This is a genomic window from Streptomyces fildesensis (assembly GCF_016107395.1).
GTDB classification, from domain to species: Bacteria; Actinomycetota; Actinomycetes; order Streptomycetales; family Streptomycetaceae; genus Actinacidiphila; species Actinacidiphila fildesensis.
Genome location: NZ_JAAIKO010000012.1, coordinates 86,829 through 112,875, shown reverse-complemented (window position 1 = coordinate 112,875; position 26,047 = coordinate 86,829). Strand labels below are relative to the sequence as shown.

Annotated in this window: 23 protein-coding genes and 2 pseudogenes; 9 read left to right on the top strand and 16 right to left on the bottom strand. The window is 70.3% G+C overall.

Features of this window, described 5'->3' with window-relative positions; all coding sequences use genetic code 11:
* The first annotated feature begins 108 nt into the window (after positions 1-108).
* From C6N31_RS19125 to C6N31_RS46925, 4 genes and pseudogenes are all read left to right on the top strand, one after another.
* The gene (locus C6N31_RS19125; RefSeq protein WP_138351469.1) at positions 109-666 is read left to right on the top strand and encodes a hypothetical protein; all 558 of its coding nucleotides are present in this window, start codon (positions 109-111) and stop codon (positions 664-666) included.
* 160 nt (positions 667-826) lie between these two features.
* Positions 827-1,462: a DedA family protein gene (locus C6N31_RS19120; protein WP_138351467.1), complete on the top strand. Its 636-nt coding sequence runs from the start codon at positions 827-829 to the stop codon at positions 1,460-1,462.
* Positions 1,463-1,790: 328 nt separating this feature from the next.
* Positions 1,791-3,047 (top strand): annotated as a pseudogene (locus tag C6N31_RS46930) (discoidin domain-containing protein); the annotation flags it as partial.
* Positions 3,048-3,224: 177 nt separating this feature from the next.
* On the top strand, positions 3,225-5,300 hold the full coding sequence (locus C6N31_RS46925) for a glycoside hydrolase family 3 C-terminal domain-containing protein (protein WP_381588594.1): 2,076 nt from the start codon (positions 3,225-3,227) through the stop codon (positions 5,298-5,300).
* 67 nt (positions 5,301-5,367) lie between these two features.
* Here C6N31_RS46925 and C6N31_RS19110 read toward each other — a convergent pair whose 3' ends face one another.
* Entirely contained in the window at positions 5,368-6,060 is a 693-nt protein-coding gene (locus C6N31_RS19110; RefSeq protein WP_198357893.1) for an RraA family protein, read from the bottom strand.
* A 229-nt stretch (positions 6,061-6,289) separates the two neighbouring features.
* Here C6N31_RS19110 and C6N31_RS19105 point away from each other — a divergent pair, with 229 nt between their 5' ends.
* Entirely contained in the window at positions 6,290-7,558 is a 1,269-nt protein-coding gene (locus C6N31_RS19105) for a hypothetical protein (protein ID WP_198357892.1), read from the top strand.
* 67 nt (positions 7,559-7,625) lie between these two features.
* Here C6N31_RS19105 and C6N31_RS19100 read toward each other — a convergent pair whose 3' ends face one another.
* The 6 genes from C6N31_RS19100 to C6N31_RS19075 all read right to left on the bottom strand — a co-directional run bounded on the left by C6N31_RS19100 (position 7,626) and on the right by C6N31_RS19075 (position 12,213).
* Positions 7,626-7,925: a hypothetical protein gene (locus tag C6N31_RS19100; RefSeq protein WP_164292629.1), complete on the bottom strand. Its 300-nt coding sequence runs from the start codon at positions 7,923-7,925 to the stop codon at positions 7,626-7,628.
* Positions 7,926-7,994: 69 nt separating this feature from the next.
* Complete coding sequence (locus C6N31_RS19095) at positions 7,995-8,180, bottom strand: hypothetical protein (RefSeq protein ID WP_198357891.1); 186 nt, start codon at positions 8,178-8,180, stop codon at positions 7,995-7,997.
* 101 nt (positions 8,181-8,281) lie between these two features.
* Positions 8,282-8,959 carry a response regulator gene (locus C6N31_RS19090; RefSeq protein WP_138351462.1) on the bottom strand — a complete coding sequence of 226 codons (678 nt, stop codon included), beginning with the start codon at positions 8,957-8,959 and terminating at the stop codon, positions 8,282-8,284.
* Between the two features lie 51 nt (positions 8,960-9,010).
* Complete coding sequence (locus C6N31_RS19085) at positions 9,011-10,270, bottom strand: sensor histidine kinase (RefSeq protein WP_232485397.1); 1,260 nt, start codon at positions 10,268-10,270, stop codon at positions 9,011-9,013.
* A 168-nt stretch (positions 10,271-10,438) separates the two neighbouring features.
* Positions 10,439-11,287 carry an ABC transporter permease gene (locus tag C6N31_RS19080; protein WP_138351461.1) on the bottom strand — a complete coding sequence of 283 codons (849 nt, stop codon included), beginning with the start codon at positions 11,285-11,287 and terminating at the stop codon, positions 10,439-10,441.
* Positions 11,284-12,213 carry an ABC transporter ATP-binding protein gene (locus C6N31_RS19075; protein ID WP_138351460.1) on the bottom strand — a complete coding sequence of 310 codons (930 nt, stop codon included), beginning with the start codon at positions 12,211-12,213 and terminating at the stop codon, positions 11,284-11,286. The genes C6N31_RS19080 and C6N31_RS19075 overlap by 4 nt, the downstream gene beginning before the upstream one ends.
* A 190-nt stretch (positions 12,214-12,403) precedes the next feature.
* Here C6N31_RS19075 and C6N31_RS19070 point away from each other — a divergent pair, with 190 nt between their 5' ends.
* Genes C6N31_RS19070 through C6N31_RS19060 form a run of 3 tightly spaced genes read left to right on the top strand, consistent with a single transcriptional unit; the run spans position 12,404 to position 14,014 of the window.
* Positions 12,404-12,763: an ArsR/SmtB family transcription factor gene (locus C6N31_RS19070; protein WP_138351459.1), complete on the top strand. Its 360-nt coding sequence runs from the start codon at positions 12,404-12,406 to the stop codon at positions 12,761-12,763.
* Positions 12,760-13,221 (top strand): SRPBCC family protein, encoded by a 462-nt coding sequence (locus C6N31_RS19065; RefSeq protein ID WP_138351458.1) that lies wholly within the window; start codon positions 12,760-12,762, stop codon positions 13,219-13,221. Before C6N31_RS19070 ends, C6N31_RS19065 begins: the two co-directional genes overlap by 4 nt.
* A 10-nt stretch (positions 13,222-13,231) precedes the next feature.
* Positions 13,232-14,014 carry an alpha/beta fold hydrolase gene (locus C6N31_RS19060; RefSeq protein WP_138351457.1) on the top strand — a complete coding sequence of 261 codons (783 nt, stop codon included), beginning with the start codon at positions 13,232-13,234 and terminating at the stop codon, positions 14,012-14,014.
* 47 nt (positions 14,015-14,061) lie between these two features.
* Here the strand turns inward: C6N31_RS19060 and C6N31_RS19055 are convergent, their stop codons facing one another.
* The 6 genes from C6N31_RS19055 to C6N31_RS19030 all read right to left on the bottom strand — a co-directional run bounded on the left by C6N31_RS19055 (position 14,062) and on the right by C6N31_RS19030 (position 20,302).
* Positions 14,062-15,066 (bottom strand): carbohydrate kinase family protein, encoded by a 1,005-nt coding sequence (locus C6N31_RS19055; protein ID WP_138351456.1) that lies wholly within the window; start codon positions 15,064-15,066, stop codon positions 14,062-14,064.
* A gap of 53 nt (positions 15,067-15,119) precedes the next feature.
* Complete coding sequence (locus tag C6N31_RS19050; protein ID WP_138351455.1) at positions 15,120-16,109, bottom strand: zinc-dependent alcohol dehydrogenase family protein; 990 nt, start codon at positions 16,107-16,109, stop codon at positions 15,120-15,122.
* Complete coding sequence (locus C6N31_RS19045; RefSeq protein WP_138351454.1) at positions 16,106-16,984, bottom strand: carbohydrate ABC transporter permease; 879 nt, start codon at positions 16,982-16,984, stop codon at positions 16,106-16,108. The genes C6N31_RS19050 and C6N31_RS19045 overlap by 4 nt, the downstream gene beginning before the upstream one ends.
* Positions 16,981-17,949, bottom strand: coding sequence for a carbohydrate ABC transporter permease (locus C6N31_RS19040; protein ID WP_198357890.1), 969 nt, complete (start codon positions 17,947-17,949; stop codon positions 16,981-16,983). The genes C6N31_RS19045 and C6N31_RS19040 overlap by 4 nt, the downstream gene beginning before the upstream one ends.
* Positions 17,950-18,058: 109 nt before the next feature.
* A complete protein-coding gene (locus C6N31_RS19035; RefSeq protein WP_138351452.1) occupies positions 18,059-19,423 on the bottom strand; it encodes an ABC transporter substrate-binding protein in 1,365 nt (454 codons plus the stop codon).
* Between the two features lie 117 nt (positions 19,424-19,540).
* The gene (locus C6N31_RS19030) at positions 19,541-20,302 is read right to left on the bottom strand and encodes a DeoR/GlpR family DNA-binding transcription regulator (protein ID WP_187145247.1); all 762 of its coding nucleotides are present in this window, start codon (positions 20,300-20,302) and stop codon (positions 19,541-19,543) included.
* Positions 20,303-20,533: 231 nt separating this feature from the next.
* Between C6N31_RS19030 and C6N31_RS19025 the strand changes: the two are divergent.
* Positions 20,534-20,995, top strand: a pseudogene (locus C6N31_RS19025) (glutathionylspermidine synthase family protein); the annotation flags it as partial.
* A gap of 31 nt (positions 20,996-21,026) precedes the next feature.
* Here C6N31_RS19025 and C6N31_RS19020 read toward each other — a convergent pair.
* From C6N31_RS19020 to rhaI, 3 genes are all read right to left on the bottom strand, one after another.
* Positions 21,027-22,511: a rhamnulokinase gene (locus tag C6N31_RS19020; protein ID WP_198357889.1), complete on the bottom strand. Its 1,485-nt coding sequence runs from the start codon at positions 22,509-22,511 to the stop codon at positions 21,027-21,029.
* Between the two features lie 75 nt (positions 22,512-22,586).
* Positions 22,587-24,632 (bottom strand): bifunctional aldolase/short-chain dehydrogenase, encoded by a 2,046-nt coding sequence (locus C6N31_RS19015; protein ID WP_198357888.1) that lies wholly within the window; start codon positions 24,630-24,632, stop codon positions 22,587-22,589.
* Positions 24,633-24,693: 61 nt separating this feature from the next.
* Positions 24,694-25,860, bottom strand: coding sequence for an L-rhamnose isomerase (gene rhaI, locus C6N31_RS19010; protein ID WP_138351449.1), 1,167 nt, complete (start codon positions 25,858-25,860; stop codon positions 24,694-24,696).
* Positions 25,861-26,047 lie beyond the last annotated feature (187 nt).

Here is a 26,047-nt window from a genome sequence, read left to right as displayed (position 1 = left end):
CGACACAGCCTGCCGGCGTCCCACCCTCTGTACGAACGGGGCCCGGCCATATCGACACCCCCGACAAGTCTGGTGCGGCGCTCGCGTCACCGGCCGTAGCGTCAGGGCATGAGCAGCTTCGCGACGCACCGGCGGCGGGTCCATGACGAGGGTCTGTCCGCGCGCGTCCGGCACTCGCATCTGCGCCATTGCCTCCAGAACTTCGCGCCCTACGGCTTCCGGGCCACGTACCACCATCTGAGCTGGAGCGCCCGGATACCCAGGGAGCCGGAGAGGGATCCGGGATCGCTCGTAAGGGCTGTCGAGGAACTGCATCTGGCCCGGCAGCTCTGGCTCGCCGACGAGCGCGCCTACGCTTCCCGGCGGCGGCATGAAAAGGCGCGGGGCGAACGGCAGCCGGTCGACGCCGGCAGCTGGCGGGGCGGGCGATCCCGGCCGGGAATCCTCGTCCACTGCCCCGACCCGGTGCGGCACCCCACCGAGGCGCTGCCCGTCGTGGTCGAACGGGTCCTGCGTTCATCCGTGCGGCGCGACGGCGACCGGATCCCCGCGTGCCGTGTGTGTGGAACGAGGAACGGCACCACGGCATGGCATGACGGCGGCTACTGGGTGCACCAGCTCTGCGCCGTCTGCGGAGCAGGTCTGGCGAGCACGCGAGCGCCCTAGCCCGACCCGATCACGCACCGTTACCTTCGATCGGTCGTGGACGCTCCCCCGGCCAGGTCCTCGCCGGGCCGACCCCAGGCCGCGCGGGTACCGTTCAAGATGTGTTCAGTTCCCGTGCAGGACGACACGCGGATGTTTGGCGCCATCCAGCCGGGACGCCATGAGCTGGGCGCTCATGGCGGTCGACCCGACGAGCGGGGCTTCCCTGCTCGCGGCCTTCGGCGCGCTGGCCGTGCTGGTGGTGGTCTTCGCCGAATCGGGTCTGCTGGTGGTCGGCTTCTTCCTGCCCGGGGACACCCTGCTCTTCCCCGCCGGAGTGCTCTGCGCCGGCGGCGTCGAATCGGGTCCGCACCTGTCCCTGTGGCAGGTGCTCCTCTGCGCGGCCGTCGGGTCGGTCGCCGGCGCGCAGGTCGGCTTCCTCCTGGGGCGGCACGGCGGCCGTGCGGCGCTGGCCCGCGGCCGGAACGAACGGCTGAAGTCGGCGGTGACCCGCTCGGACGAACTGCTGCGCCGCTACGGATACCGCAAGGTGATCGTGATCGGCCGCTTCATCCCCGTGGTCCGTACGGTGCTGAGCCCCCTGGCGGGCGCGCTGAACGTGCCGGTGCGCACGTTCACCCTCTGGCAGATCGTCGGAGGGCTGGCCTGGTCGCAGAGCCTCGTGCTGGCCGGCTACTGGCTGGGGAACGCCGTACCGGGCATCGAGCGGTACCTGCTGCTGATCGTCGCGTTGATCGTCGCCGTCTCGCTCCTTCCGCTGCTGTTCGAGGCCCGTGGACGTTCCCGGTCCCGGTGACCGGTCCCGACGACCGGTCGCGGTGACCCGCCGTGGTGACCTGTCGCAGCCCGGCCCACGGCGCCGCCACGCCACGAAGGTGAAGATCGCTGCGGTCCGCCGACGGTGCCCGGCTCGGCACGGGGTCTGTCGAATCTGTTGACAGTGTTCGGGCATTGGAAGAAACTCCCCCCGGGAGAGCGCTCTCCAGCACCCTTGGCGTCATTGCCCGAACCCATAACAGCCTGCAGTAGTAAGGCGAACCAGCCCACAGCCGCCGCACCGTCGTCGGGCTCATGACGGCGTGGCGGTGGCAAGAGGCATCACACCCCACCCCACGGAGATGTGCATGAGCCTCCTGTCTCTCCTCCTCCAACACCTCGCACGGCGTCGACGACTGATCGCGGTGTTACTCGCGGCAGTCCTCGCGACCGGTGGCGCACTCGGCGCCATGAACGTCACCGCGAACGCGGCCACAACCCTGTTGTCGCAGGGCAAGCCCGCGACCGCGTCCTCGACGGAGAACGCGGGCACCCCGGCATCGGCGGCGGTCGACGGCGACGCCGGAACCCGCTGGTCGAGCGCCGCCACCGACCCGCAGTGGCTGCAGGTCGACCTCGGCTCCACCCAGGACATCACCCAGGTCGCCCTCAACTGGGAGGCCGCCTACGCCACGGCGTTCACGATCCAGGTCTCCGGCAACGGCACCACCTGGACCGACGCCTACTCCACCACCACCGGCCCGGGCGGCCACCAGACCCTCGACGTGACCGCCTCCGGGCGCTACGTCCGGATCTACGGGACCACCCGGGCGACCGGCTACGGCTACTCCCTGTGGGAGTTCCAGGTCTACGGCACCGGCGGCGGCACGCAGCCCGGCGCCTGCGGCACCGACAACGCCGCCGTGAACCGTCCGGCGACCGCGTCGTCGACCGAGAACGGCGGCACCCCGGCGACCGCGGCGGTCGACGGCAACGCCGGAACCCGCTGGTCCAGCGCGGCCACCGACCCGCAGTGGCTGCAGGTCGACCTCGGCTCCGCCCAGGACATCTGCCAGGTCTCCCTGACCTGGGAGACGGCGTACGCCACGGCCTTCCAGATCCAGGTCTCCGACACCGGAACCGGCAACTGGACCAGCGTCTACACCACCGCTGCCGGCGGCGGAGGAACCCAGAACCTCACCGTCAGCGGGACCGGCCGCTACGTCCGGATGTACGGCACGGCGCGCGCCACCGGATACGGCTACTCCCTGTGGGAGTTCGCGGTCCACACCGGCGGCTCCGGAGGCCCCGGTGATCCGGGCGGCGCGGTCATCTCCGCCTACAAGCAGGTCTCGGCCTCCTCGTGGGAGGGTGCCAACGCTCCCGCGGCGGCGCTGGACGGGCGCACCAACACCCGTTGGTCCAGCCTGTACACCGACAGCCAGTGGCTGCAGGTCGACCTCGGCGGCCGGGCCACGGTCACCGGTGTCTCGCTGAACTGGGAGTCCGCCTACGCCACGGGCTACCACCTCGACGTGTCCGACGACGCCACCACCTGGTCACCCCTCTACAGCACCACCAGCGGCAAGGGCGGCGTCGAGAACCTCACCGTCAACGGCAAGGGCCGCTACGTCCGGCTGACCGGCACCGCTCGGGCCACCGGCTACGGCTACTCCCTGTGGGAGTTCCAGGTCCTGGGCACCGTCGACACGTCCACCGCCACCCCGCCCCTGCTCTCCGGACCCACCAAGGCACCGGCCACGGTGAACCAGTTCGCGCTGTCGGCACCCGCGGACAAGGCCATGGTCACGAACACCCGCAGGCCGGCGCTCTCCTGGGCCGGCGTCGCGGGGACCGCCCACTACGAGGTCTGGCTCAACATCAGCCGCACCGACTACGACTTCGCGGCCCCGGGCAACCTGCTCGACCTCTACACCAAGGTCGCCGAACCCACCGGCACGACGTACACCCCGACCTGGGACATCAGCGACCGGTGGACCTACAAGTGGTACGTCGTCGCGGTGAGCGGCTCCGGCGCGCGCACCACCTCCGACATCCGCAGCTTCAGCCTCTACCTGCCCGATATCGAGACCGTGAACGACGGCGTCGCCATCGTCAACGGTGCCCGGGACCTCAACAAGAACGGCACCGTCGAGCCGTACGAGGACTGGCGGCAGCCGATCGCCACCCGGACCGCCGATCTCCTGGGCCGGATGACGCTGGAGGAGAAGGCCTTCCAGATGTTCTACAACGTCCAGTCCTACCCGATGTCGGGCTGGCACTTCGGACCCGCCCAACCGGCCGACCTGAACAACGTACTGATCTCCACGGCGGCCACCCGGCTGGGCATCCCGCCTGTGTCCGCGGGCGACACCACCGCCGGCTACCAGACCACGTACCCGCTGCAGAGTGCGCTGGCCGCGGGCAAGGACTATCCACTCGACTACCGACTGGGGGACATGCAGCGCAAGGAGGAGCTGGAGGTCGGCGCGCGCGGCACGCTCTCACCGCTCGCCGAGGTCGGCACCAAGGTGCTCTACCCGCGCATCCAGGAGGGCGGCGGCGAGAACGCCGACGTCGCGGCGGCCCAACTGCGGGCGCAGGTAGCCGGGTTGCAGGGCGGCCCGGAACTCAACCCCGGCTCCGTCCTCGCCACCGTCAAGCACTGGCCCGGCGAAGGCGCGGGCGGCGAGGCCGGCATCGTCTACGACGCGGTGACGATCAAGTACCACATGATCCCGTTCCGGGCCGCGATCGAAGCCGGCGCGGTCAACATCATGCCGGGGTACGCGGGCAGCTCCTATCTCGACCCGGGCGGCCCCGGCGCCGGCGACAGCGCCAAGATCCTCAACTACCTGCGGCAGAACATCGGTTACACCGGTGCGATCACCACGGACTGGCTGCCCTCCGGCGCGTGGGTGAACGCGGCCAACGCCGGGTCCGACGTGATGGGCGGCGCCGACCCGGGCGCCGTCGGGTTCACCATGGCCGGCTTCGAAGCCCAGGTACCGCTCGCGCGGATCAACGACGCGGTGACCCGGATCCTGCGGCTGAAGTTCGAACTCGGCATCTTCGACCACCCCTACGGCGACCCGGTCAACGGCCCCTACCGGTTCCACCAGCCGTCCTACACCGCCCTCGCCAACCAGGCCGCGCGCGAGTCCAACACCCTGCTCAAGAACAACGGCGTGCTCCCGGTCAAGCTCAACGCGGGCGACAACATCGTCGTCGCCGGCGCCCGCGCCACCGACGGCGCCGCGTGCTGCATCTGGTCCAGCTACTTCCACCCCGACTACGGCTCACTCACCCCGCTGGAGGCCATCCGGGCCAGGGCCGCCAAGTCCGGGGTCAACGTCTACCAGGACACCGGCCCCTCCCCCAAGCTCGCCGTCGTAGCCGTCGGAGAGCCGTCCTACACCCACGCCACCGCGTGGGTGGACACCCAGCCCTATCTGCCGCCGGATCAGCTCGCCGTCATCCAGAACTTCAAGAACCAGGGGATTCCGGTGGTGGTCGTCCTGACGCTGCCCCGGCCGATCGTGATCAGCGACTGGAACGGTCTGGCGGACGCCATCGTGGTGACCTATCGCGGTGGTGAGGAGACCGGTCCGGCGACGGCCGGTCTCCTCTTCGGGGACTACACCCCCAGGGGGAAGCTGCCCTGGCAGCTGCCCCGGAGCCTGGACCAGGTCCTCAAGCCCGGCGGCACCGACACGGTCGCGGACGCGAACGAGAGCTGGGACCTGCCCTACGACCTCGGCGCCACGGACGCCCAACGCGCCGAGATCCGAGCGAAGATCGACGCCGGACAACCGGTACCGACCACGTACGGAAACCCGCTCTATCCCTACGGCGCCGGACTGACCGGCTGGAATTAGCACAGAACCGCGACGGCCGTACCGCTCCCTGCGGTGCGGCCGTCGCGGTGTGCCGATCGCAGCCGGCCTACTCCTCGATGGCACCGCCGATCCGCCGCAGATGCCGGCGGAAGGTGAGTGAGGGATCGTCGGCGCGGCGCGCCAGGTACTCGTCGAAGTTCGTCTGCCGGCGCAGTGTCTCGCCCGCGCGGATCCGGCGGGCCTGTTCCCGTTCGGTCCGCCAGATGGCGTGCGCCGTCGTCAGCACTTCCTCGGCACGGTCCGCGGCGACGAACAACACGCCGTCGGCGTCACCGAACACGATGTCGGCGTCCGACACCACATGCGGCCCGAACCGCGCGGTGACCAACGCCTCGGGCTCCCGCTCGTCCAGCCGTACCGGACCGGGCGGGTAGCTGCCGTAGCTGAACACCGGCAACCCGATCTCGGCCAGCTCCGGTGTGTCGCGGTGCAGCCCCCACACCACCAGGCCCGCCAGCCCGGCCGCTTCGGCCTCCAGCACCGCGAGGTCACCGACACAGGCCTCGTCCGACCGGCCACCGTTGTCGATGACCAGCACGTCACCTTCGGCCGCCTGACCGAACGCCTCAAGGAACACATCCACACTGCCGTAATGCCGAACCGGCAGCGCCCGTCCCGCGATGCGGTGTCCCGGGACCACGACACCGATCCCCGGTGGTGCGACACGCAACGGCACATCGGTGCGGACGCAGGCATCGGCCACCAGCGGCGTGGACAGGTCGGCGAAAGCCTTCAACATGACGTTTCTCCCTGGCTCGGACCCGCCCACGGTACGCGGCGCCCGTAGGCAGAGGGGGCCCGGTTCCGGTCGGTGACGCGGGCCCGCGGTGCTGCCCGGGCCGTCCCATTTCTCGGCCGCCGGAGTTATGACACACCCATCATGACAGGTCAGAGGGCATTTTCGTAGGACGAACAGCACGTCCCGGGAACCTTGTCCGGCCCCCTCGAAAACTCCCACAATCGCCCTCATGAATCACTCCGAGAACGTCGATCACGAATCGGTCCTACGAGCACGCGCGATCCTGCTCGGCTCCGGCAGAATCGGCCTTCACGAGGAGATCCGGGCGTACCGAGTGCTCGCCCAAGTGGGACCGCTGACCTATCTGCCGAAGCTGGCCCGGGCACTTCTGATGCTCAGTCACCAGGAGTTCCGGAACCAGCCGGAGATCCGGCTGAACCTGACCGCTGAGGCACTCGCCGCCGTGCGCAAGCTGGACGCGTCGGAACCGAAGCGAACCGAGCTGCTGATCGACACCCTGAACGACTACCAGAGGCAGCTGTACACGCTCGGCCGGCGGGCGGAGGGCTTCGCCGTTCGCGAGGAGATGGCTCTGACCGGACGCCGGGCGTTCGAGGACGGCAAGGTGGCCAGCCCCGTGTTCGGGTGCGCGCCCCTGGCAGCCGGGCTGGCCGAGGAGGGCCGCCACCTCGAGGCGGCACAGCTGTACGGGGAGATGGTCGAGGCCCTTCGGTCGGCCGACGATGCCTCGGGCAGCGGACTCTGGTGGTCCATGGTCGAGTGGTCGGCCGAGCTGGACGCGGCCGGTCTGCACGATGCGGCGATCGATGCGTTCACCGAACTCTCGGCCGCCACCCGCGGAGAACTGGAAGGCGTCCGCACGTCGCTGTCCATCAGGTTGTGGGAGCTGGTCCATCTCTCCCAGATGCTCGACGCCCGGGCGCGGCGCGACGAGGCCCGCGCAGCGCGAGGTGAAATCGGCACGCTGCTCGCCGAGTTGGCGGCGAGCGGCGAACGGAAGAGCTGGGGCAACATCCTCGACCGGTGGACGGTCCTGTTGGGCCTGTCGGGACGAGCGGACGAACAGCCGGCTCCGGGCCGGCCGGCACCGCCGTTCGGCTCCCTCGACTGGTCGCCCGACATCAGGCACGCGTACGTCGAGGGGCGGGCCACGCTGGAGGAGGAAGCCGCCGTCCTCACTCCCCTGGCCGAACGCGATCCGCGCCGCCACCTGGCTGGACTGGTCACCGTTCAGCGCAGGTTGACCATCCGGTCGGCGCTCCACCAGCAGTGGCATCACTACCGGTTCCTGGAGAACCTGCGACCGCTGTTCGACGAGGGAGTGGTACTGGCCCGCCGGTCGGCCGGGCTGGGCGAGGACCATGGCCCTGCCGTTCTCGCCAGAGCCCTGACCGACCGGTCGACCCTGCTCGTCGCGGGCCAGCAGTACGTCGAGGCGTACGACGACTTCCAGGAGGCCGCCGCCCTGCTGGGATGAGCTCCGCGGGGTGAATCACCGGCTCGATCGCGCTCGCTGATGCTGGATCGCGCTCGGTGAGGCGGATTCAGTCGTAGTCCGGGTAGTCCCATTCCAGATCGATGTCCGCCGAGGGCGCGACGGCACGGACCGCCTCCGTGACGTCGCGCTCGAAGGCGACACTCCACTGCCCGAAGCGTCTGACGCTCAACGGACCGTCCTCACTCGTCACCTTGACCCAGTGCGGACTCAGGAAGACGCCGACCCTCACCTCCTTCTCGATCGAGTGGTCCCGCAGGACCGTTCTCAGCGCGGTCTCCACGGCGTCGGCCTCGTCGGAGGAGGAGAGGTCGTTGATGTGCAGCGAGAGGTGAATGTTCACGGACATACGCTGGACCCTACTGGGACTCGCGAAGGCCGAACAAAGCCCGGTCCCGCGTCCGTTGCACCGTCGGTATCAGGACGCCGGTTTCACGGGGTAGCGGATGATGGTCCGCATCGCGTCCGGGGCCGTCCGGTTCGGGTTCGACAGATAGATCTCGTGGTGGTGGCCGGCCACGGTGTGACCGCCGGTGTCGGGGAACGAGCGGAGCCGGTCGATCGTCCCGGTCTGTGCCGCAGTTGCTTCACGCTCAGCCGGCACAGCCGGGCGAAGCGGCCGACGGTCAGTAGTTCGTCCTGCACGGCACCATCGTGGACCCTCCCTCGTGGGGAGGGTCCAGTCACCGCGGGCGCGGACTGCCGTCAGTCCGTGGTGTGCGGGCGGGTGAGGCCCAGGTCGTAGGCGAAGATGACGGCTTGGATCCTGTCGCGGGCGCCGATCTTCGCGAGCACCCGTCCGACGTGGGTCTTCACGGTGGACTCCGCCAGCACCAGCCGCTCGGCGATCTCCGCGTTGGTCCAGCCCCGCCCGATGGCGACCAGGATCTCCCGTTCGCGTCCGGTGAGGGTGCGCAGCTTGGGATCGTCCTGCGGCTCGTGGTCCTGGAGGTGGCCGGGCAGATGGTGGGCGTAGGCGTCGAGCAGGCGCCGGGTGAGGGCCGGGGCGATGACGGCGTCGCCCGCGGCGACCGCCCGGATGCCCGCCAGCAGTTCTTCGGGGCGCGCGTCCTTGAGGAGGAAGCCGCTGGCGCCGGCGCGCAGCGCGGTGTGGGCGTATTCGTCCAGGTCGAAGGTGGTCATGACCAGGACGCGGGAGCGTCCGCCGGTGGCGACGATGCGGCGGGTCGCCTCGATACCGTCCATGCCGGGCATCCGTACGTCCATGAGGACGACGTCGGGGCGCAGTTCGGCGGCCTGGCGTACGGCGTCGGCTCCGTGCGCGGCTTCCCCGACCACGTCGGTGTCCGGGACGGATTCCAGCAGCATGCGGAAGCCCAGACGCTGCATGGGCTGGTCGTCCACGATGAGGACGGTGGTCATGAGGTCTCCGGGAGGACGGTGGTCATGAGGACTCTCCGATGAGGACGGTGGTCACGAGGTCTCTCCCGGGGGGCCGGTGAGCGGGGTGAGGTCGAGGGTGACCTGTACGCTCCACCCTCCGCCGGGCCGTGGTCCGGCGATGATGCTCCCGCCGTACAGCGCTGCGCGTTCGGCCATGCCCGCCAGGCCGTGCCCCTCCTGGTTCTCCGGTGCGGGCCGTCCGGTCCCGGTGGGCGGACCGGTGTCGTCGGCGGTGATGCGCAGCTGTGCGCCGTCGACGGTGAGGGCGAGTTGCACCTGGGTTTCGGCACCGGCGTGCCGGAGCGAGTTGGTGAGCGCCTCCTGGACGATCCGGTAGGCCGTCAGCTGCACACCGCGGTCCAGGGCGTCCAGCTCTCCGATCGTGCGGTAGCGGACCTTGGGGCCGGCAGCACGGATACGCGCGCACAGGGCGTCGATGTCCGCGATGCCGGGCTGCGGACTGAGCTCGGGAGCGTCCGTCCGATCGCGCAGCACACCGAGCATGCGCCGTAGTTCTCCCAGGGCCTGACGGCCGGTCTCGCCGATGAGTTCCAGCGCTTCCTTGCCCCGCTCAGGAGCGATGAGAGCCGCGTACGCACCACCGTCGGCAAGCGTGATCATGACGGACAGGTTGTGTCCGACGATGTCGTGCATCTCGCGTGCCACCCGGGTGCGTTCGCCGGCGGCGGCCAGTTTGCTGCGCTGGTCCCGTTCGATCTCCAGGCGGGCCGCGCGCTCGCGCAGGCCGGCGAGCTGGGACCGGCGGATGCGCACCGCAAGGCCCAGGGCCAGCGCCGCGGTCACCGCGCTGAACAGGAAGAACAGCGCGTCCCCCACGGACACCGCCTCCGAGACGCGCACCGACACCAGCCCCAGAACGCCGGCCATGGCCGCGCAGGCCCAGGGCAGATGCCGCAGTCGCCCGTGCAGTGCCAGGCTGTACAGGGCGATGAGCAGCGCCACGTCGGCGCGCAGCCAGGCCCCCAGCAGCCACTGGATCAGGAACACGGCCAGCACGGCGGCGAACGTCGCCGACGGCATACGGCGCCGCCACAGCAGGGGCACCACCAGCCCGGCCTGCAGGGCCAGCACCCCGGCCACCGGCAGGTGTGTGAACCTCACGGCCATCTCGTGCCGGTCGCCGTCATGCACCAGGTCCGCCGCGCCGAACAGCAGGAATACTCCGACCGCCACGGCCGTGTCCAGCACCCATGGGCGCCGCAGGTCGGCCGCGCGCAGGCGCTGGACGACCCGGTTCAGCGCGATCACCAGCGGGTGTCCCCACAGCAGATCGGGTTCCGCGGGCGGGAGCGGGCGCGCGGAGGGGTCAGCTCCGGCGGGGATGTCGGTGGTCACGGGGGTCACCTGCCCATCGTGGGCCAACGGCGTCGGCACGGCACCCGAGCTGTCCGGGCGACGCGCCGACGCCGTGATCCCGGGTCGTCGGTTTCGGCAGTGTCAGGCGTCGGTGCGCATCAGGCGCCAGGAGGCCCCTGCCATCGCCAGTCCGGTCCAGGCCAGGAAGACCAGCAGTCCGGCCGTAGGAGTCAGAGTGTGTGCCTCATGGTGAAGGGCGAACATCGATGCTCCGGCCTCGCTGGGCAGATAGGGCCTCACGTGGTCCTGCCAGGAGCTGGGCAGCAGCGAGATGAGTCCGGGGACCAGCATCAGCGAACCGACCAGGACCGAGATACCGCCGGCCACCGATCGCAGCAGCGCGCCCAGGGCCGTTCCCAGAACACCGATCAGACCGAGGTAGAGACCGGCCGCCAGCAGGCTGCGCACCACACCCGGGTCCGAGATCGAGAGGGCCGCAGGCGTTCCCGAGACGATTCCGCTGCCGAAGAGGAAGGCGACGAACGCTCCCACGGTGCCGACCACCAGGGCGACCGCGCCGAAGACGGCCGACTTGGACCAGAGCACCGGCAGCCGGCGCGGTACCGCGGCCAGCGTGGAGCGGATCATGCCGGTGGAGTACTCGCCCGCGGTCACCAGCACGCCCAGCACACCGAGTGCCAACTGCGCGAAGTTCGTGCCGAACAGGGACAGGCTCACCGCGGTGGAGCTGGCGAAGTCGCCGTCCATGTGCCGGCCGGAGGTGATCCTGGACTTGAACTGCCACGAGGCGATCAGGCCGAAGGCCACCAGGAACAGCAGGCCCAGGCCCAGGGTGATCCAGGTGGAGCGCAGGGACCACAGCTTGGCCCACTCCGAGCGCAGCACGCGCCGCGCGGTCACCCGGTAGACCGGACGGCCGCCCTGCACGGGGCTCGGGACGGGGGTGCGGGTCGACGTGATGGTGCTCATGCTGCGCTCCCGGAGGTCTCGGTGGTGCCGTGGTACTCGACCGCGTCCCGTGTCAGTTCCATGAACGCCTCCTCCAGGGACAGCGCCTTCGCGGTGAGCTGGAACAGCGCGATGCCGGCCTCGGCGGCCTTCAGTCCGATCGCGCGGGCCTCCATGCCCGTCACCTGGAGTTCCTCGGAGCCGACCCGGCCGGTGATCTCGATGCCGGGTCCCGCCAGGACCTCGCGCAGCCGGGCGGGATCCGCCGTGGCGACCTGCACCGTGTCCCCGCCAGCCTGGCTGATCAGTTCCTCGACGGTGGTGTCGGCCAGCATCCGGCCCCGTCCGACGACGATCAGATGGTCCGCGACCAGGGCCATCTCGCTCATCAGGTGCGAGGACACGAACACCGTGCGGCCCTCACTCGCCAGCCCCGTGAGCAGATTGCGGATCCACAGCACGCCCTCGGGGTCCAGCCCGTTGACCGGCTCGTCGAGCATGACGGTGGCCGGATCGCCGAGCAGCGCGGCCGCGATGCCCAGCCGCTGGCCCATCCCCAGGGAGAAGGCGCCAGCGCGCTTCTTCGCCACCGAGTCCAGACCCGTCATCCCGATGACCTCCTCCACCCGGCGGCGCGGAATGCCATGGGTGTACGCCTGGGCCATCAGGTGGTCGAACGCCGACCGGCCCGGGTGGATCGACTTCGCCTCCAGCAGGGCCCCGACCTCCTGCAGCGGGGCGGTGTGCTCGGCGTAGCGGCGGCCGTTGACGGTGACCGTGCCGTGGGTGGGGGCGTCCAGACCGACGATCATCCGCATCGTGGTCGACTTGCCCGCGCCATTGGGTCCGAGGAACCCGGTGACGGTGCCGGGCCTGACCGTGAAGTCCAGCCGGTCGACCGCCGTCGTCTCCCCGTACCTCTTCGTCAGCTGCTGCGCCTCGATCATCGCGTCTTCCCTCGCTCAGGGGCGCCGGTCCTGCCCGACCGCCTCACCAGCAACGCTAGAAGCCGCGGACCCCGGAACCGTGGTACCCCGGACTGATCCACAAACGGACGGTAGTACCCCGGTACCACCCCCGCCTGCACTTCACAACCTATCGGTTGTGAAAATAGCTGGTTGTGGGTACGGTCGAGGTATGGCAGTCGTCGAAGACGAATTGAGCCTGGTGTTCTCGGCGCTGGCCGATCCCACCAGGCGCGCGATCCTGGAGCAGCTGGCACGCGGCGACGCGACGGTGAACGAGCTCGCCGAGCCGTTCGCGATGACGCAGCAGGCGGTCTCGAAGCACCTGAGAGTGCTCGAGCGCGCCCGGCTCATCTCACGGACCCGCAGCGCGCAGTCACGGCCGTGCGCTCTGGAGACGGTGCGCCTCGACACGGCCGCCGACTGGATCACACGGCACCGGCAGGTCTGGGCCGACCGTCATGATCGTCTCGACGAGCATCTGGCGGCGCTTCGGACCCAGCGGCGCGACGACGAAGGGACGCCACAATGACCGCGACAGGTGAGCTCACGTATCGGCGCGTGCACCGGGCGTCGCCCGAGTTGCTGTTCGACTGCATGACCATGCCGGAGCACCTCACTCACTTCTGGGGGCCGACCGGTACGACCACCCCGGTCGGCAACATCGTCATCGATCCGCGGCCGGGCGGGGTCTTCGAGACCACCATCGTCAGCGATACCGACGGCAGCACGCACACCATGCGGGCGGTCTTCGTCGAGGTCCGCCGGCCCGAGCGCCTGGTGTGGATCGAGGCGGATGTCGAGGGCGGCATGCGCACCACGATCTCCTTCGTCGATCTGAAGGACGGGCGCACCGAGGTGGTGACCCATCAGACCAACGTGCCGGCCGCGTACCTCAGTGCAGAGGCGAGAGCCGGTTTCAGCACCAGCCTCGACCGCCTCGACGTCTACCTGGCCGGTCTCGACCCCGAGCAGGGACAGCAGGAGTAAGGAGCACGTCATGTCTGTACTCACATCAGCCGACGGCACCGAGATCGCCTATGAGCACACCGGCAGCGGGCCGGCGCTCGTCCTCGTCGACGGCGCCATGTGCCACCGCGCCGCGGGGCCGATGCGGCCGCTCGCCGCGCTGCTGCGGGAGAGCTTCACCGTCCACACGTACGACCGTCGTGGCCGGGGCGACAGCTCGGACACCACCCCGTACGCGGTCGCCCGCGAGATCGAGGACCTGCAGGCCGTCATCGCGCGGGCCGGTGGCCGGGCGTACGTCTACGGAATCTCCTCCGGTGCGGCGCTCACTCTGGCGGCTGCGGCGGCCGGCTCCGGGATCGCCAGGATGGCGCTCTACGAACCCCCGTTCATGGCTGAGAGCGAAGACGGCACCCGGATCAAGAGGTACACCGAGCAGCTCCACGAGTTGCTCGACGCCGGGCGCAAGGGCGACGCCGTGGCGCTGTTCATGACGCACGTCGGTATGCCCGCGCAGGCCGTGGACGGTATGCGGTCGCAGCCGGGGTGGGCCCCGTTGGAGGCGATCGCGCCGACGCTCGCCTACGACGACGAGGTGCTCGGCGACGGCCACGTGCCGCGCGCCCTGGCATCGACGATCGTCATTCCCGCGCTGGTCCTCGCCGGTGGCGCCAGCCCGGAGGGCCTGCAGCAGGCGGCGAAGGCCACCGCGGACGCCCTCCCGACCGCCGGGCACCGGACGCTCGACGGCCAGACGCACGACGTGGCCCCGGACGCGCTCGCCCCGGTGCTGGCCGAGTTCTTCGGCGCCTGACGACACGACGGGAGCGGCGCAGGGCTCCGGGAACGACCCACGTCACGTCATGGCATGTCAGCCTGGGTCGGCGGGTCGGCGCCCTCCCTGGTGCAGGTCAGAGCGGCCGAGCGGGTGGCCAGGCGGAGGGCTCGGAGGACGTCCTGGTACGGGTCGGTGGTGGAGGTCGCGGTGCGGAGTCGCGTCCGCGGCGCGGATGCGTCGGGCTGCCCGGCCGTTCCTCCCGCGCCGAGCAGCCCGGCCCGGAGCAGGCCGCTAAGGAGTCCCGACATGAAGGCGTCGCCGGCTCCCACGGTGTCGACGACCTCGACCGACGGCGCCGGCAGTGCGTACCGGCCCTGTCGCCACCAGACCTGTGAGCCGCCTGCGCCGAAGGTGAGGACCACGAGTGAGGGTCCGCTTCGCGACCAGCGGAGGGCCACTTCGTGGATGTCCTGCCCGGGGTAGAGCCAGGCCAGATCTTCCTGACTGGCCTTCACCACATCACTGACCGAGACCAGGTGCTCGACCCGAGGACGCTCGTCGTCGGGCTTTCCGAGCAGTGCGGGCCTAAGGTTCGGGTCGTACGAGACGGTGGACGTGTCCCGTGCGGCCTCGACGGCGGCGAGCACCTGATCGGCACCTGGCGCGAGCGCCGTGGCGATCGATCCGGTGTGCAGGTGGCCCGCCGTACCGGAGCGGGCGGTCTCCAGGGCCTTGGGAGGCAGCTCCCACGAGATGTCGAAGGTGTACTCGGCCGCCCCGGCCGCATCGAGACGGGCGGCGGCCGTCGACGTCGGGACATCGAGGACGGACCCGTCCGTGAGCACCACCCCGCTTCGGCCCAGATGGGTCCGCAGCACCTGGCCGAAGGGATCGCGGCCGATCCGGGTGGCGAGCCGGACCGGGTGGCCGAGCCGGGCCAGGCCCAGCGCCACGTTCGCCGGGCTGCCGCCCGGACGGCAGCGCCGCGACCCGTCCGGGCCGGTGAGGATGTCGGTGAGTGCCTCGCCGATGACGAGCGTCGGCGTTTCGGATGCCGGAGTTTCCGGCGTCGGCAGGGGCGGTGGCATGGACAGCTCCGGGGAAGAGGGTTCGTCTGGGGGCGGTCGGAACGACGTCCTGGTCAGGGAGTGACCAGGATCTTCCGGCCCTTGCCGTCCCGGAACTGCTGGAGGGCCGCGGCGTAGTCGGTCAGCGGCAGCCGGTCGCTGATGAAGACCTGCGGGTCGAGGACACCGGCGGCGAACAGCCGGGCAGCGCGTTCATAGCTGTGGAGGACCGCCATGGAGCCGGTGATGGTGATCTCCTGGTTGTAGATCCGGTACGGCTCGATCGTGGCGCGCGCCGCGTAGTCCGCCACGCCGAACTGGAGGTACGTACCGCCCTTGCCGACGCGGCCGATGGCTTCCTGGATGGCCTTGGCGTTTCCGGTGGCGTCGATGACGACGTCCCAGCCGCGGGGTCGCTCGATCTCGTCGGCGGAGGTGACGGCATGGGTGCAGCCCAGGGTCCGGGCGGTTTCCAGCCGGTCGGGGTTGATGTCGACGATGTCGACGGTGGCGGCGCCGGTGCGCTTGGCGAGCTCCATCATCATCAGGCCCATGGTGCCGGATCCGTAGATCAGGACGTTGGTGGCCAGTTGGCTGCGGAGGATGTCGTAGCCGCGGACGGCGCAGGAGAGGGGTTCGATCAGCGCGGCGTCCTCGGTGCGGATGTGCTCGGGCAGTTTCACGCAGTTGGCGACGGGGGCGAGGGCGTACTCGGCCGCGCCTCCGGGGTTGGTGACGCCGATCGCGGCCCACCGTTCGCAGAGGTTGTTGCGCCCGATACGGCAGTAGTGGCATTCGTGGCAGTACAGGGAAGGGTCGACGGCGACCTGGTCGCCGAGCGCCACCTCGTGGACCTGGCTGCCGACGGCGACGATCTCTCCGGCGAACTCATGCCCGGGGGTGATCGGCAGGGTGGGTGCGAACTCGCCCTGCAGGATGTGCAGATCGGTGCCGCACAGGCCGACGGCGGCGACGCGGACCACCACGTCCCGGGGGCCGGGGGACGGATCCTCGACGTTCTCGATCGCGACGACGCCGGGGGCGCTGATGACGGCTGCTTTCACTTGACTGCTCCAAGGGACAGGCCCTGGACGAGTTTGTCCTGGGCGGCGAAGCCGGCGATGAGTACGGGCAGGGAGACGCAGACGGCGGCGGCGCACACCTTCGCCAGGAACAGGCCCTGGCTGGTGACGAACCCGGTGAGGAAGACCGGTGCGGTCCCCGCCACGACACCGGTCAGCACCCGGGCGAACAGCAGCTCGTTCCAGCTGAAGATGAAGGAGATCAGCGCGGTGGCCGCGATACCGGGCGCGGCGACCGGGGCCACGATCCGCAGGAGGATGGTCAGCAGCCCCGCTCCGTCGATGGAGGCCGCTTCCAGGATCTCCTTGGGGACTTCCGCGAGGAAGGAGCGCATCATCCATACCGCGATCGGCAGGTTCATCGAGGTGTAGAGGATGACCAGCAGCCAGATGTTGTCGAGCATGCCGGCGTGCTGGGCGATGAGGTACACGGGCAGCAGCCCGGCCACCGTGGGGAGCATCTTGGTGGACAGGAAGAAGAACATCACGTCGGTCCACTTGCGGACCGGCTTGATGGACAGCGCATAGGCGGCGGGCACGGCCAGGACCAGCACCAGGACGGTGGAGGCGATGCTCGCCGTCAGCGAGTTGATCAGCGGGGGCCAGGGGCTGACCCCCGTGCTCTCGCCGAAGAACTCGCGGAAGCCCTGGAGGGTGAGGCCCGCGCCGATGTTGGGCGGGTTGGTCGCGGCGGCCGGTTCGCTGTGCAGCGAGGTGAGCAGCATCCAGCCGAACGGCAGGAAGAACAGCAGACCGCAGACCCAGGCCAGCAGACCCCAGATGCTGCCTCGATGGCGGAACGGGCCGGTGCGGCGGCTCGGCCGGCCGGCCGGGGCGGTGGTCGAGGTGCTCGTCATGACGTCTCCTCTCGGAACAGGGACGAGACGGTGCGCAGGGCGAAGGTGGCGATGAGGATCGAGCAGGCGACGACGATGACGCCCTGCGCGGACGCCAGGCCGTAGTCATGGGCCTGGTAGAAGGTCTGGTAGACGGAGTAGGGCAGGTTGGCGGTGCCCAGGCCGCCGGAGGTGAGGGTGAAGACCGCGTCGAAGTTCTGGACGACGTAGATGCTGCCGAGCAGCGAGGCCAGTTCCAGGTAGCGGCGCAGGTGGGGGAAGGTCAGATAGCGGAAGACCTGCCACGTGCCGGCGCCGTCGACGCGGGCGGCCTCGACGATGTCCAGCGGTCGGCTCTGCAGGCCGGCGAGCAGGATCAGCATCATGAACGGTGTCCACTGCCAGGCCAGTGAGGCTTCGACGGCTATCAGGGGGTTGGTGGACAGCCAGTCGAACTGCGGGGCGTCGGAGCTGCCGAACAGGCTCCAGATCCAGGTCAGAGTGCCGTTGATCAGCCCGTAGGAGGCGTTGTACAGGGCGTGCTTCCACAGCAGGGCGGAAGCCACCGGCACGACGAGGAAGGGGGTGATGAGCATCGTGCGGACGATGCCGCGACCGCGGAACTGCCGGTCGAGCAGCAGGGCCAGCCCCAGGCCGAACAGCAGGCTCACCAGGACCACCGAGGCCGTCAGGATCACGGTGGTGGTGATGGACGAGCGCAGCGTCGGATCGGTCAGTGCGGTCCGGTAGTTGGCCAGGCCGCCGAAGCCCCGGTTGTCGGGGTCGAGGGCGTTCCAGCGCATGAACGAGATGCCCAGGGTGCCCAGGAACGGCAGCTGGGTGACCACGATCAGGAAGACCAGCGCCGGGAGCAGCGGTGCCCGGCGGGCCCAGGCGCCACGCGGCCGGTTGGCGGGACGGGTCGACGACTCCCGCACTCCCTGGCGCAGGAGTCGCGGGCGTTTTGCGGTCAGGGGGACGGTCATGGTGTCTCTCCGCTTCGCGCGGGTGGCCTCCCGACCCGCGGAGGGCGGCGGGTCGGGAGTGGGTCGGCGAGGGTGGGTCGGCGGGCGGTTCCGCGGGTGCGGAGCCCGGTCACTGGCCGGCGTGTTTGGCGGCGACCGTCTCGGCCCGGGACTGGCTGGTCCTCAGGGCGCTCTCGACGCTGCTCCGGCCGGCGATGGCGGAGCTGATCTCCTGGGATACCTGGGTTCCGAGATCGGTGAACTCGGGGATGCCGACGAACTGGATGCCGGGGGCGGGTCGTGGCTGTACACCGGGGTTCAGGGGGTCGGCGTTGGTCAGCGCGGTCTTGGTGGCCGCCGCGAACGCCGATGCGGCGGTGAGGTACTGGGCGTTGGTGTAGGTCGAGGTGCGCTTGCCGGCCGGGACCTTGGACCAGCCCAGCTTGGTGCCGACGAGGTTCTCGTAGTTCTTGCCCGACGCCCAGGAGATGAACTTCCATGCGTCGTCCTGGTGCTTGCTGGCCTTCTGCAGACCCCAGGCCCAGGTGTAGAGCCAGCCCGAGCTCTTCGTCCGGTCGACCGGCGCGGGCACGTAACCCATCTTCCCGGCGACCGGTGAGCCCGTGCCGTCCAGCAGGCCGGCGGCCGAGGTGGCGTCGTACCACATGGCGACCTTGCCCTGCTCCATGTTGTTCAGGCACTCGGTGAAGCCGGCCTGCGGGGCGCCCGCCTCACCGTGCGCACGCACCAGGTCGACATAGAACTTCGTCGCCTTGGTGAACTCCGGACTGTTGACCTGGGCCTTCCAGTCCTTGTCGAACCAGGTGCCGCCCATGGTGTTCACGAGCGTGGTCAACGGCGCGATCAGCTCACCCCATCCGGGCTGGCCACGCAGGCAGATGCCCTTCATGCCGGGCTGCGCCCCGTCGGCCTTCGCCGCCAGGTCCGCGACCTGGGTCCAGGTCGGGTTGGCGGGCATCGTCAGGTTCTTGGCGGCGAAGACGTCCTTGCGGTACATCAGGAACGACGACTCGCCGTAGAACGGCTCGGCGTAGATCTGTCCGCCCGAGGTCAGGGACTCCTGGATGCTGGGCAGGATGTCGCTCTGCTCGAAGGCGGTGTCGGCCTTGGACTGGGCGGTCAGCGGTGACAGCCAGCCGTTCTTGGCGTAGATCGGGGTCTCGTAGTTGCTGATGGTCGCCACGTCGTACTGTCCGGCCTGGCTGGCGAAGTCCTGACTGATCTTGTCCCGGACGTCGTTCTCCGGCAGCACGGTGAAATTGACCTTGATGCCGGTGGACTTGGTGAAGTTGTCCGCGGTCAGCTTCTGCAGATCAACCATCTGCGGGTTGTTGACCATCAGCACGTTGATGGAGTGCGCCTGGGAACCGCCGCCCCCGCCGCCGGCGCCCGAACAGGCGGCGAGCAGGCTGGTGCAGAGGACCACGGCGACCGTCGCGACGGTGCGCGGCGTGTTCTTCGGTCTTGTCGTCACGCTGGATCCCTTCGTTGGTGATCCGGCCGGGTGGGACCGGGTGTCAGCTGATTTCGCCCACGCCACAGCTGCCCGCGGCCGGGGGCCGCGGATCGAGGGGGTGGAAGGGCCGTCGGGTCAGACGCGGATGACCTGAGGCCCCAGGAGGGTGTAGCGGTGCGCTTCCGCGCTGGACAGTCCGGTGTCGGTGACGATGGCCTCGAAGTCGGCGACCTCCGCGAACCGGCAGAAGCTGCTCGCCCCGAACTTGCCGTGGTGCCCCAGGAAGATCCGTCTGCGGGAGACCTCGATCGCCTTGGCCTTGACGTCCGCGACGACGGGGTCGGGCGTTGTGAGCCCGAACTCCCGGGAGATCCCGTTCGAGCCCATGAACGCCAGGTCGATGACGAAGCCCGAGAGCATGGCGCAGGCCCAGGAGCCCACGGTGGCGAGCGTCCGGGCGCGGACCCGGCCGCCGAGGAGGAGGACGGTGGTGTTGTCCGACTCGGCGACCGCCGCGGCCGTCGACAGCGATGCGGTCACCACGGTCAGGGGCTGGTCGGTGGGCAGCAGTGCGGCGAGGATCTGCGGTGTGTAGCCCTCGTCCACAAAGATCGTTTCTGCGCCGTCGAGGAGCTTGACGCCTTCCGCGGCGATCCGCCGTTTGCTCTCGACGTGCAGCGTGACGCGCTGGGCCAGATTGGTCTCGAAACCCGCGCTCTCGACGGGGTAGGCACCGCCATGGGTGCGGCGGACCAGTCCCCTGCGCTCCAGCGCGCTCAGGTCCCGCCGGATGGTCTCCGGGGCGACCCTGAAGTCGGCGGCCGCGACAGCGACCTCGACGCGGCCCGCCTGGCGCGCCAGAGCCAGCAGCCGGTGATGCCTCTCTTCCGACCTCAACACCGCCACCCGCCCTTCTCCGCCCGTTCGGGCATCCGGGGCCCGAATGGGCCCATCCATGAGTTATACCGTCGCGGCGGAGCCGTGCGCCGCCCCGTTCCGGATCGGACGTTGCCCGATCTCGCCCGGATCGCGATCCATGAATGCGCAGGCCAGCGGCGTCCACCGGATCAACTGCCGCGGCCCGGATGCCCGGCTGCCGCCGATGAGCTGCCGAAACCGGTGGTTCCGGAGTGGCTGGCGGCCGACGCCTTCGGCCCGCACGTCCTGGACACCCTGGACAACGGCGGCGGGACCGGGACGACCTGCTGGATCGAACCGGCCTGGAAGATGCTGCTGTCGAACAAGGCGCTGCTCGCGATCCTGTGGGAGCTGAACCCCGGCCATCCGAACCTGCTGCCCGCTTACCTGGACGGACCGCGTGAGCTCGCGACCGGCCCGGGGTACGTGATGAAGCCGCTGCTGGGCCGTGAAGGCGCGGGGGTCACCCTGCACGAGCCGGGCACGCCGCCGGCCGTACCCGACGAGGCGTCCTGCTTCCAGGAGCTGGCACCGCTGCCCGACTTCGACGGCAATCGCGTCGTGCTGGGCGCGTGGGTGGTCGAGGACGAGGCGGCCGGGCTCGGCATCCGCGAATCGGTGGGGCCCGTCACGGACGAGTACGCGCGCTTCGTGCCGCACATCATCGAGTGACAACCGGACGGCCGCCCCGCATGGCGGGCGACTACGTCCGGACGGTGTCCTTCGCACCGGACGTCCGCGCGGCCGCCTCGTTCCACCGGGTGCGCTCGGCGGCCGGCTCGTAGCGGCGCAGTGGCTGGGTGGCCCGCAGCAGGGACCGGATGTCCGCGAGGCCGCCCCCGATCACTCCCGCGGCCCGCGCCTGCACCAGGACGTTGCCCAGCGCCGCCGCCTCGGCGGGACCGGCCACGACCGGCAGCCCGCAGGCGTCCGCCGTCAGTTGGCAGAGCAGCTCGTTGCGCGCGCCGCCGCCGACGATGTGGACGACGTCGACATGCCGTCCTGACAGGCGCTGGGCGTCCTCGATCGCCGAGCGGTGCGCCAGCGCGAGGGAGTCCAGGATGCAGCGCACCGTCTCCGCCTGATCACGCGGTACCGGCTGCCCGGTCCTGCGGCAGGACTCGGCGATACGGTCCGGCATGCTGTCCGGGGCGAGGAATGCCGGGTCCGCGGCGTCCACGACCGAGCGCAGCGGCGGGACCTGTGCTGCCTGGGCCAGCAGCCGGCCGAGGTCGTGTGGAAGGCCCGCGGCCAGCCAGCTGCGAAGGCACTCCTGCAGCAGCCAAAGGCCCATGATGTTGCGCAGATAGCGGACGGTGCCGTCGACGCCCAGTTCGTTGGTGAAGTTCGCGGCGCGCGAGTCCTCGGTGAGGACCGGTGCGTCCAGTTCCACGCCGGCCAGCGACCACGTGCCGCAGGAGATGTACGCGAAGCGCTCGGTGTCCGCCGGCACCCCGGCGACCGCCGACGCGGTGTCGTGCGAGCCGACCGTCACCACCGGCACCGGGTGCTCAAGGCCGGTCGCCTCCAGGACCTCCGGCAGCAGCTCACCGGCCGGGTCGCCTGGCCTGCGCAGCGGCGGGAAGAGCGACAGGTCGATCCCGAGCCGCCCGGCCAGTGCGTACGCCCAGTCGCCGGTGCGCGGGTCCAGGAGCTGGGTGGTGGAGGCGTTGGTCAGCTCCGTGCCGGCAACACCGGTGAGCCAGTACGACATGAGGTCCGGCATCAGCAGCAGCCGCGCGGCGGCGTCCAGTTGAGGCGTCCCCTGTGCCGCGGCCAGCTGGTAGAGGGTGTTGAACGGTGCGTGCTGCACACCCGTGGCCGCGTACAGCTCCGCCTGCGGCACGGTCCGCCGGATCCGTTCCGGCACGCCCTCGGTCCGGGCGTCGCGGTAGTGGACGGGGTTGCCGAGCAGCGAACCGTCGGCTGCCAGCAGCCCGTAGTCCACGGCCCAGGTGTCGATGCCGACGGACGTCACCGGGCCCGCCGCCCGCAGGCCGTCCAGGACCCCGCGGTACAGCGCCAGCACGTCCCAGTGCAGGGTGCCGCCGACGCGGACCGGGAGGTTGGGGAAGCGGTGGACCTCGTCCAGGCCGACCGAACGCGCGGTCACCCGGCCGACGATGACGCGCCCGCTGGAAGCGCCGAGATCGACGGCGGCGAAGGCACGGGGGTCGCTCGGTGGCATGAAGAGCCTCACAGGAAGGGATGGGAACGGGGAGGATCCCGCCGGCCGGCGGGGGTCACCGCCGGCCGGGACCCGCTAGCGCAGGAACGCGGCTGCCACTCCGGCGTCGACGGGGATGTGCAGGCCCGTCGTATGACTGAGGTCCCCGCCGGCCAGCGCGAAGACGGCGTTGGCCACGTGCTCGGGCAGCACCTCGCGCTTGAGCAGGGTGCGCTGGGCGTAGAACGCGCCGAGGTTCTCCTCGCTCACCCCGTACACGGCGGCGCGCTGGGCGCCCCAGCCGCCCGCGAAGATCCCGGAGCCCTGGACCACCCCGTCGGGGTTGATGCCGTTCACCCGGATGCCGTGCTCCCCCAGCTCGGCGGCGAGCAGCCGCACCTGGTGGGCCTGGTCGGCCTTGGTGGCACCGTAGGCGATGTTGTTGGGGCCGGCGAAGACCCCGTTCTTGCTGGAGATGTAGACGATGTCACCGCCCAGGCCCTGCTGGATCATGATCCGTGCGGCCTCGCGCGAGGCGAGGAAGGATCCGCGGGCCATGATCGCGTGCTGCAGGTCCCAGTCCGCGGCGGTGGTCTCCAGCAGCGGCTTGGAGATGGAGATACCCGCGTTGTTGACCACCAGGTCCACTCCGCCGAAGGCGAGGACCGCCGCGTCGAACGCCGCCCGGATCTCTTCCTCGGAGGTGACGTCGGCCGGCACCGCGACAGCGCGGTCCGCCCCGCCGAGCTCTTCGACGACGGCCGCCGCACTGGTCGCGTTGATGTCCGCCACGACCACGCAGGCTCCCTCGGCGGCGAGCCGGTGGGCGATCGCCCTGCCGATGCCGGAACCGGCGCCGGTCACCAGCGCGATCCGGGTCGCGAGCGGCTGCGCCGGGGGCATCCGGCGCAGCTTCGCCTCCTCCAGTTCCCAGTACTCGATACGGAACTTCTCGGACTCCTCGATCGGCAGGTACGACGAGACCGCCTCGGCGCCGCGCATGACGTTGATCGCGTTGAGGTAGAACTCCCCCGCGACGCGCGCGGTCTGCTTGTCCTTGCCGTAGGAGAACATCCCGACGCCCGGGACCAGGACGATCGCCGGATCAGCGCCGCGCATCGGCGGCGAGTCGGGCGTCGCGTGCCGTGCGTAGTAGGCGGCGTACTCCTCGCGGTACTCGGTGTGCAGCTGCCGCAGCCGCCGCACCGCTTCGTCGAGCGGCGCGTCGCCGGGCAGGTCCAGCACCAGCGGGCGGACCTTGGTGCGCAGGAAGTGGTCGGGGCAGGAGGTGCCGAGCGCGGCCAGCCGCGGGTGTTCGGTGCGCGAGAGGAAGTCGAGCACCGCCTCGGAGTCGCTGAAGTGGCCGATCTGCGGACGGTCGGCGGAGGCGATGGACCGCAGGACGGGGGCCAGTGCGGCCGCTCTGGCCCGGCGTTCCGCCGAGGGCAGCGGCTCGTAGCCGGACAGGACCGGTCCGAACGGTGTGCTCCTGCCGCGCCGGTCGAGGAACTCGGCGGCGGTGCGGATGATGTCGAGGGAGTTCCGCTCGCACTCCTGCGAGGTCGCACCCCAGGCGGTGATGCCATGGCCGCCGAGTACGCAGCCGACGGCCTGCGGGTTCGCGTCCCTGACGGCGGCGATGTCCAGGCCCAGTTGGAATCCCGGGCGGCGCCACGGCACCCAGGCCACCCGGTCGCCGAAGCACTCCTTGGTCAGCGCCTCGCCGTCGGCGGCACAGGCGAGCGCGATGCCGGAGTCCGGGTGCAGATGATCGACGTGCTCGGCGCCGACCAGGGCGTGCATCGCGGTGTCGATGGAGGGCGCCGCCCCGCCCTTGCCGTGCAGGCAGTAGTCGAAGGCGGCCACCATCTCGTCCTCGCGGTCGACGCCCGGATAGACGTCCACGAGGGTGCGCAGCCGGTCGAGCCGCAACGCGGCGAGCCCCGACGCCCGCAGGGTGCCCAGGTCGCCCCCGGAGCCCTTGACCCACATCAGCTCGGTGTCCTGCCCGGTCACCGGGTCGGTGGCGGTGCCCTTGGCGGACGTGTTGCCGCCCGCGTAGTTGGTGTTGCGGGGATCGGCGCCGAGCCGGTGGCTGCGCGCCAGCAGCTCCGCCGCCTGCGGGTGCAGTTCTGCGGTCATCGTGGAATCCCTTGCGAATGGGAGCGGAAGCGGGAATCGGTGGCGGCGGGCGTCGGAGGCGTCACGCCCCCCAGCCCGCCTGGGTCCCGCCGACCCGCTCCGCGACGATGTGATCGGCCCAGCCGGACCGCTTGTAGGCGGCGATCGGGTCCGGGTCGATGCCCTGCTCCTCGCGGACCTCGCGCAGCAGCGGACGGACGTCGGTGTTGTACGCGTCCATCAGCACGGCGTTCGCCTCCAGCACCTCACCGGCCTGCTGGGCGGCGCGCAGTGCGACGGGGTCGACCAACAGCGCCTTGGCGGTGGCTTCCTGCACATTCATCACCGACCGGATGATCGCCGGGATCTTCGCCTCGATGTTGTGGCACTGGTCGAGCATGAAGGCCACTCCGGTCTCGGCCGCGAGCCCCCCGCCGCGCACCACTTCGTACATGATCCGGAAGAGCTGGAACGGGTCCGCCGCGCCGGCCATCAGGTCGTCGTCGGCGTAGAAGCGCGAGTTGAAGTCGAAGCCGCCGAGCTTCCCCTCCCGCAGCAGCGTCGCCACGATGAACTCGATGTTGGTGCCGGGGGCGTGGTGGCCGGTGTCGACGACGACCTGCGCCTTGGGGCCGAGCTTGAGGCAGTGGGCGTACGCGGTGCCCCAGTCCGGCACGTCCGTGGCGTAGAAGGCGGGCTCGAAGAGCTTGTACTCCAACAGCATCCGCTGGTCGTCGCCGAGCCGCTCGTAGACCTCGGTCAGCGCGTCGCCCAGCCGACCCTGGCGATCGGCGATATCGTCCTGTCCGGGGTAGTTCGTCCCGTCGGAGAACCACAGTTTCAGATCGCGCGAGCCGGTGGCGTCCATGATGTCGACGCATTCCAGCAGATGGTCGGTGGCCTTGCGCCGGATCTTGGGATCGGGGTGGGTGACTGAACCGAGTTTGTAGTCGTCGTCCTGGAAGACATTGGAGTTGATCACCCCGAGCCGTACACCCCGCCCGGCCGCGTGGGCCGCCAGCGCCGGGTAGTCGTCGGTCCTGTCCCAGGGGATGTGCAGCGCCACCGAGGGCGCGGCCGCGGTGAATTCGTGGACGCGCGCCGCGTCGTCGATCTTCTCCTGCGGGGTGCGGGGCACGCCCGCCTGCGCGAACACCTTGAAGCGCGTGCCGGAGTTGCCGTACGCCCAGGACGGCGTCTCGATGGACTGGGCCTTCAGCGCGGCCTTCACCGTGGACAGGTCGGTCATGTTCATCGCTCCCGCCATGAATCGTTTCACTGAGGGGAAGCTAGGTGCCCGAAGAGGGAGTGTCAACCTCCTGGTTACGGGAGTTCAACCGACTGCGGACACCGGAGCGGAAAACTTGAAACGAAAGCATTGACGCGTCATGTCGCACTGGCCTAACGTCCGTGCAACTCAGTTGAAACCTTTCATG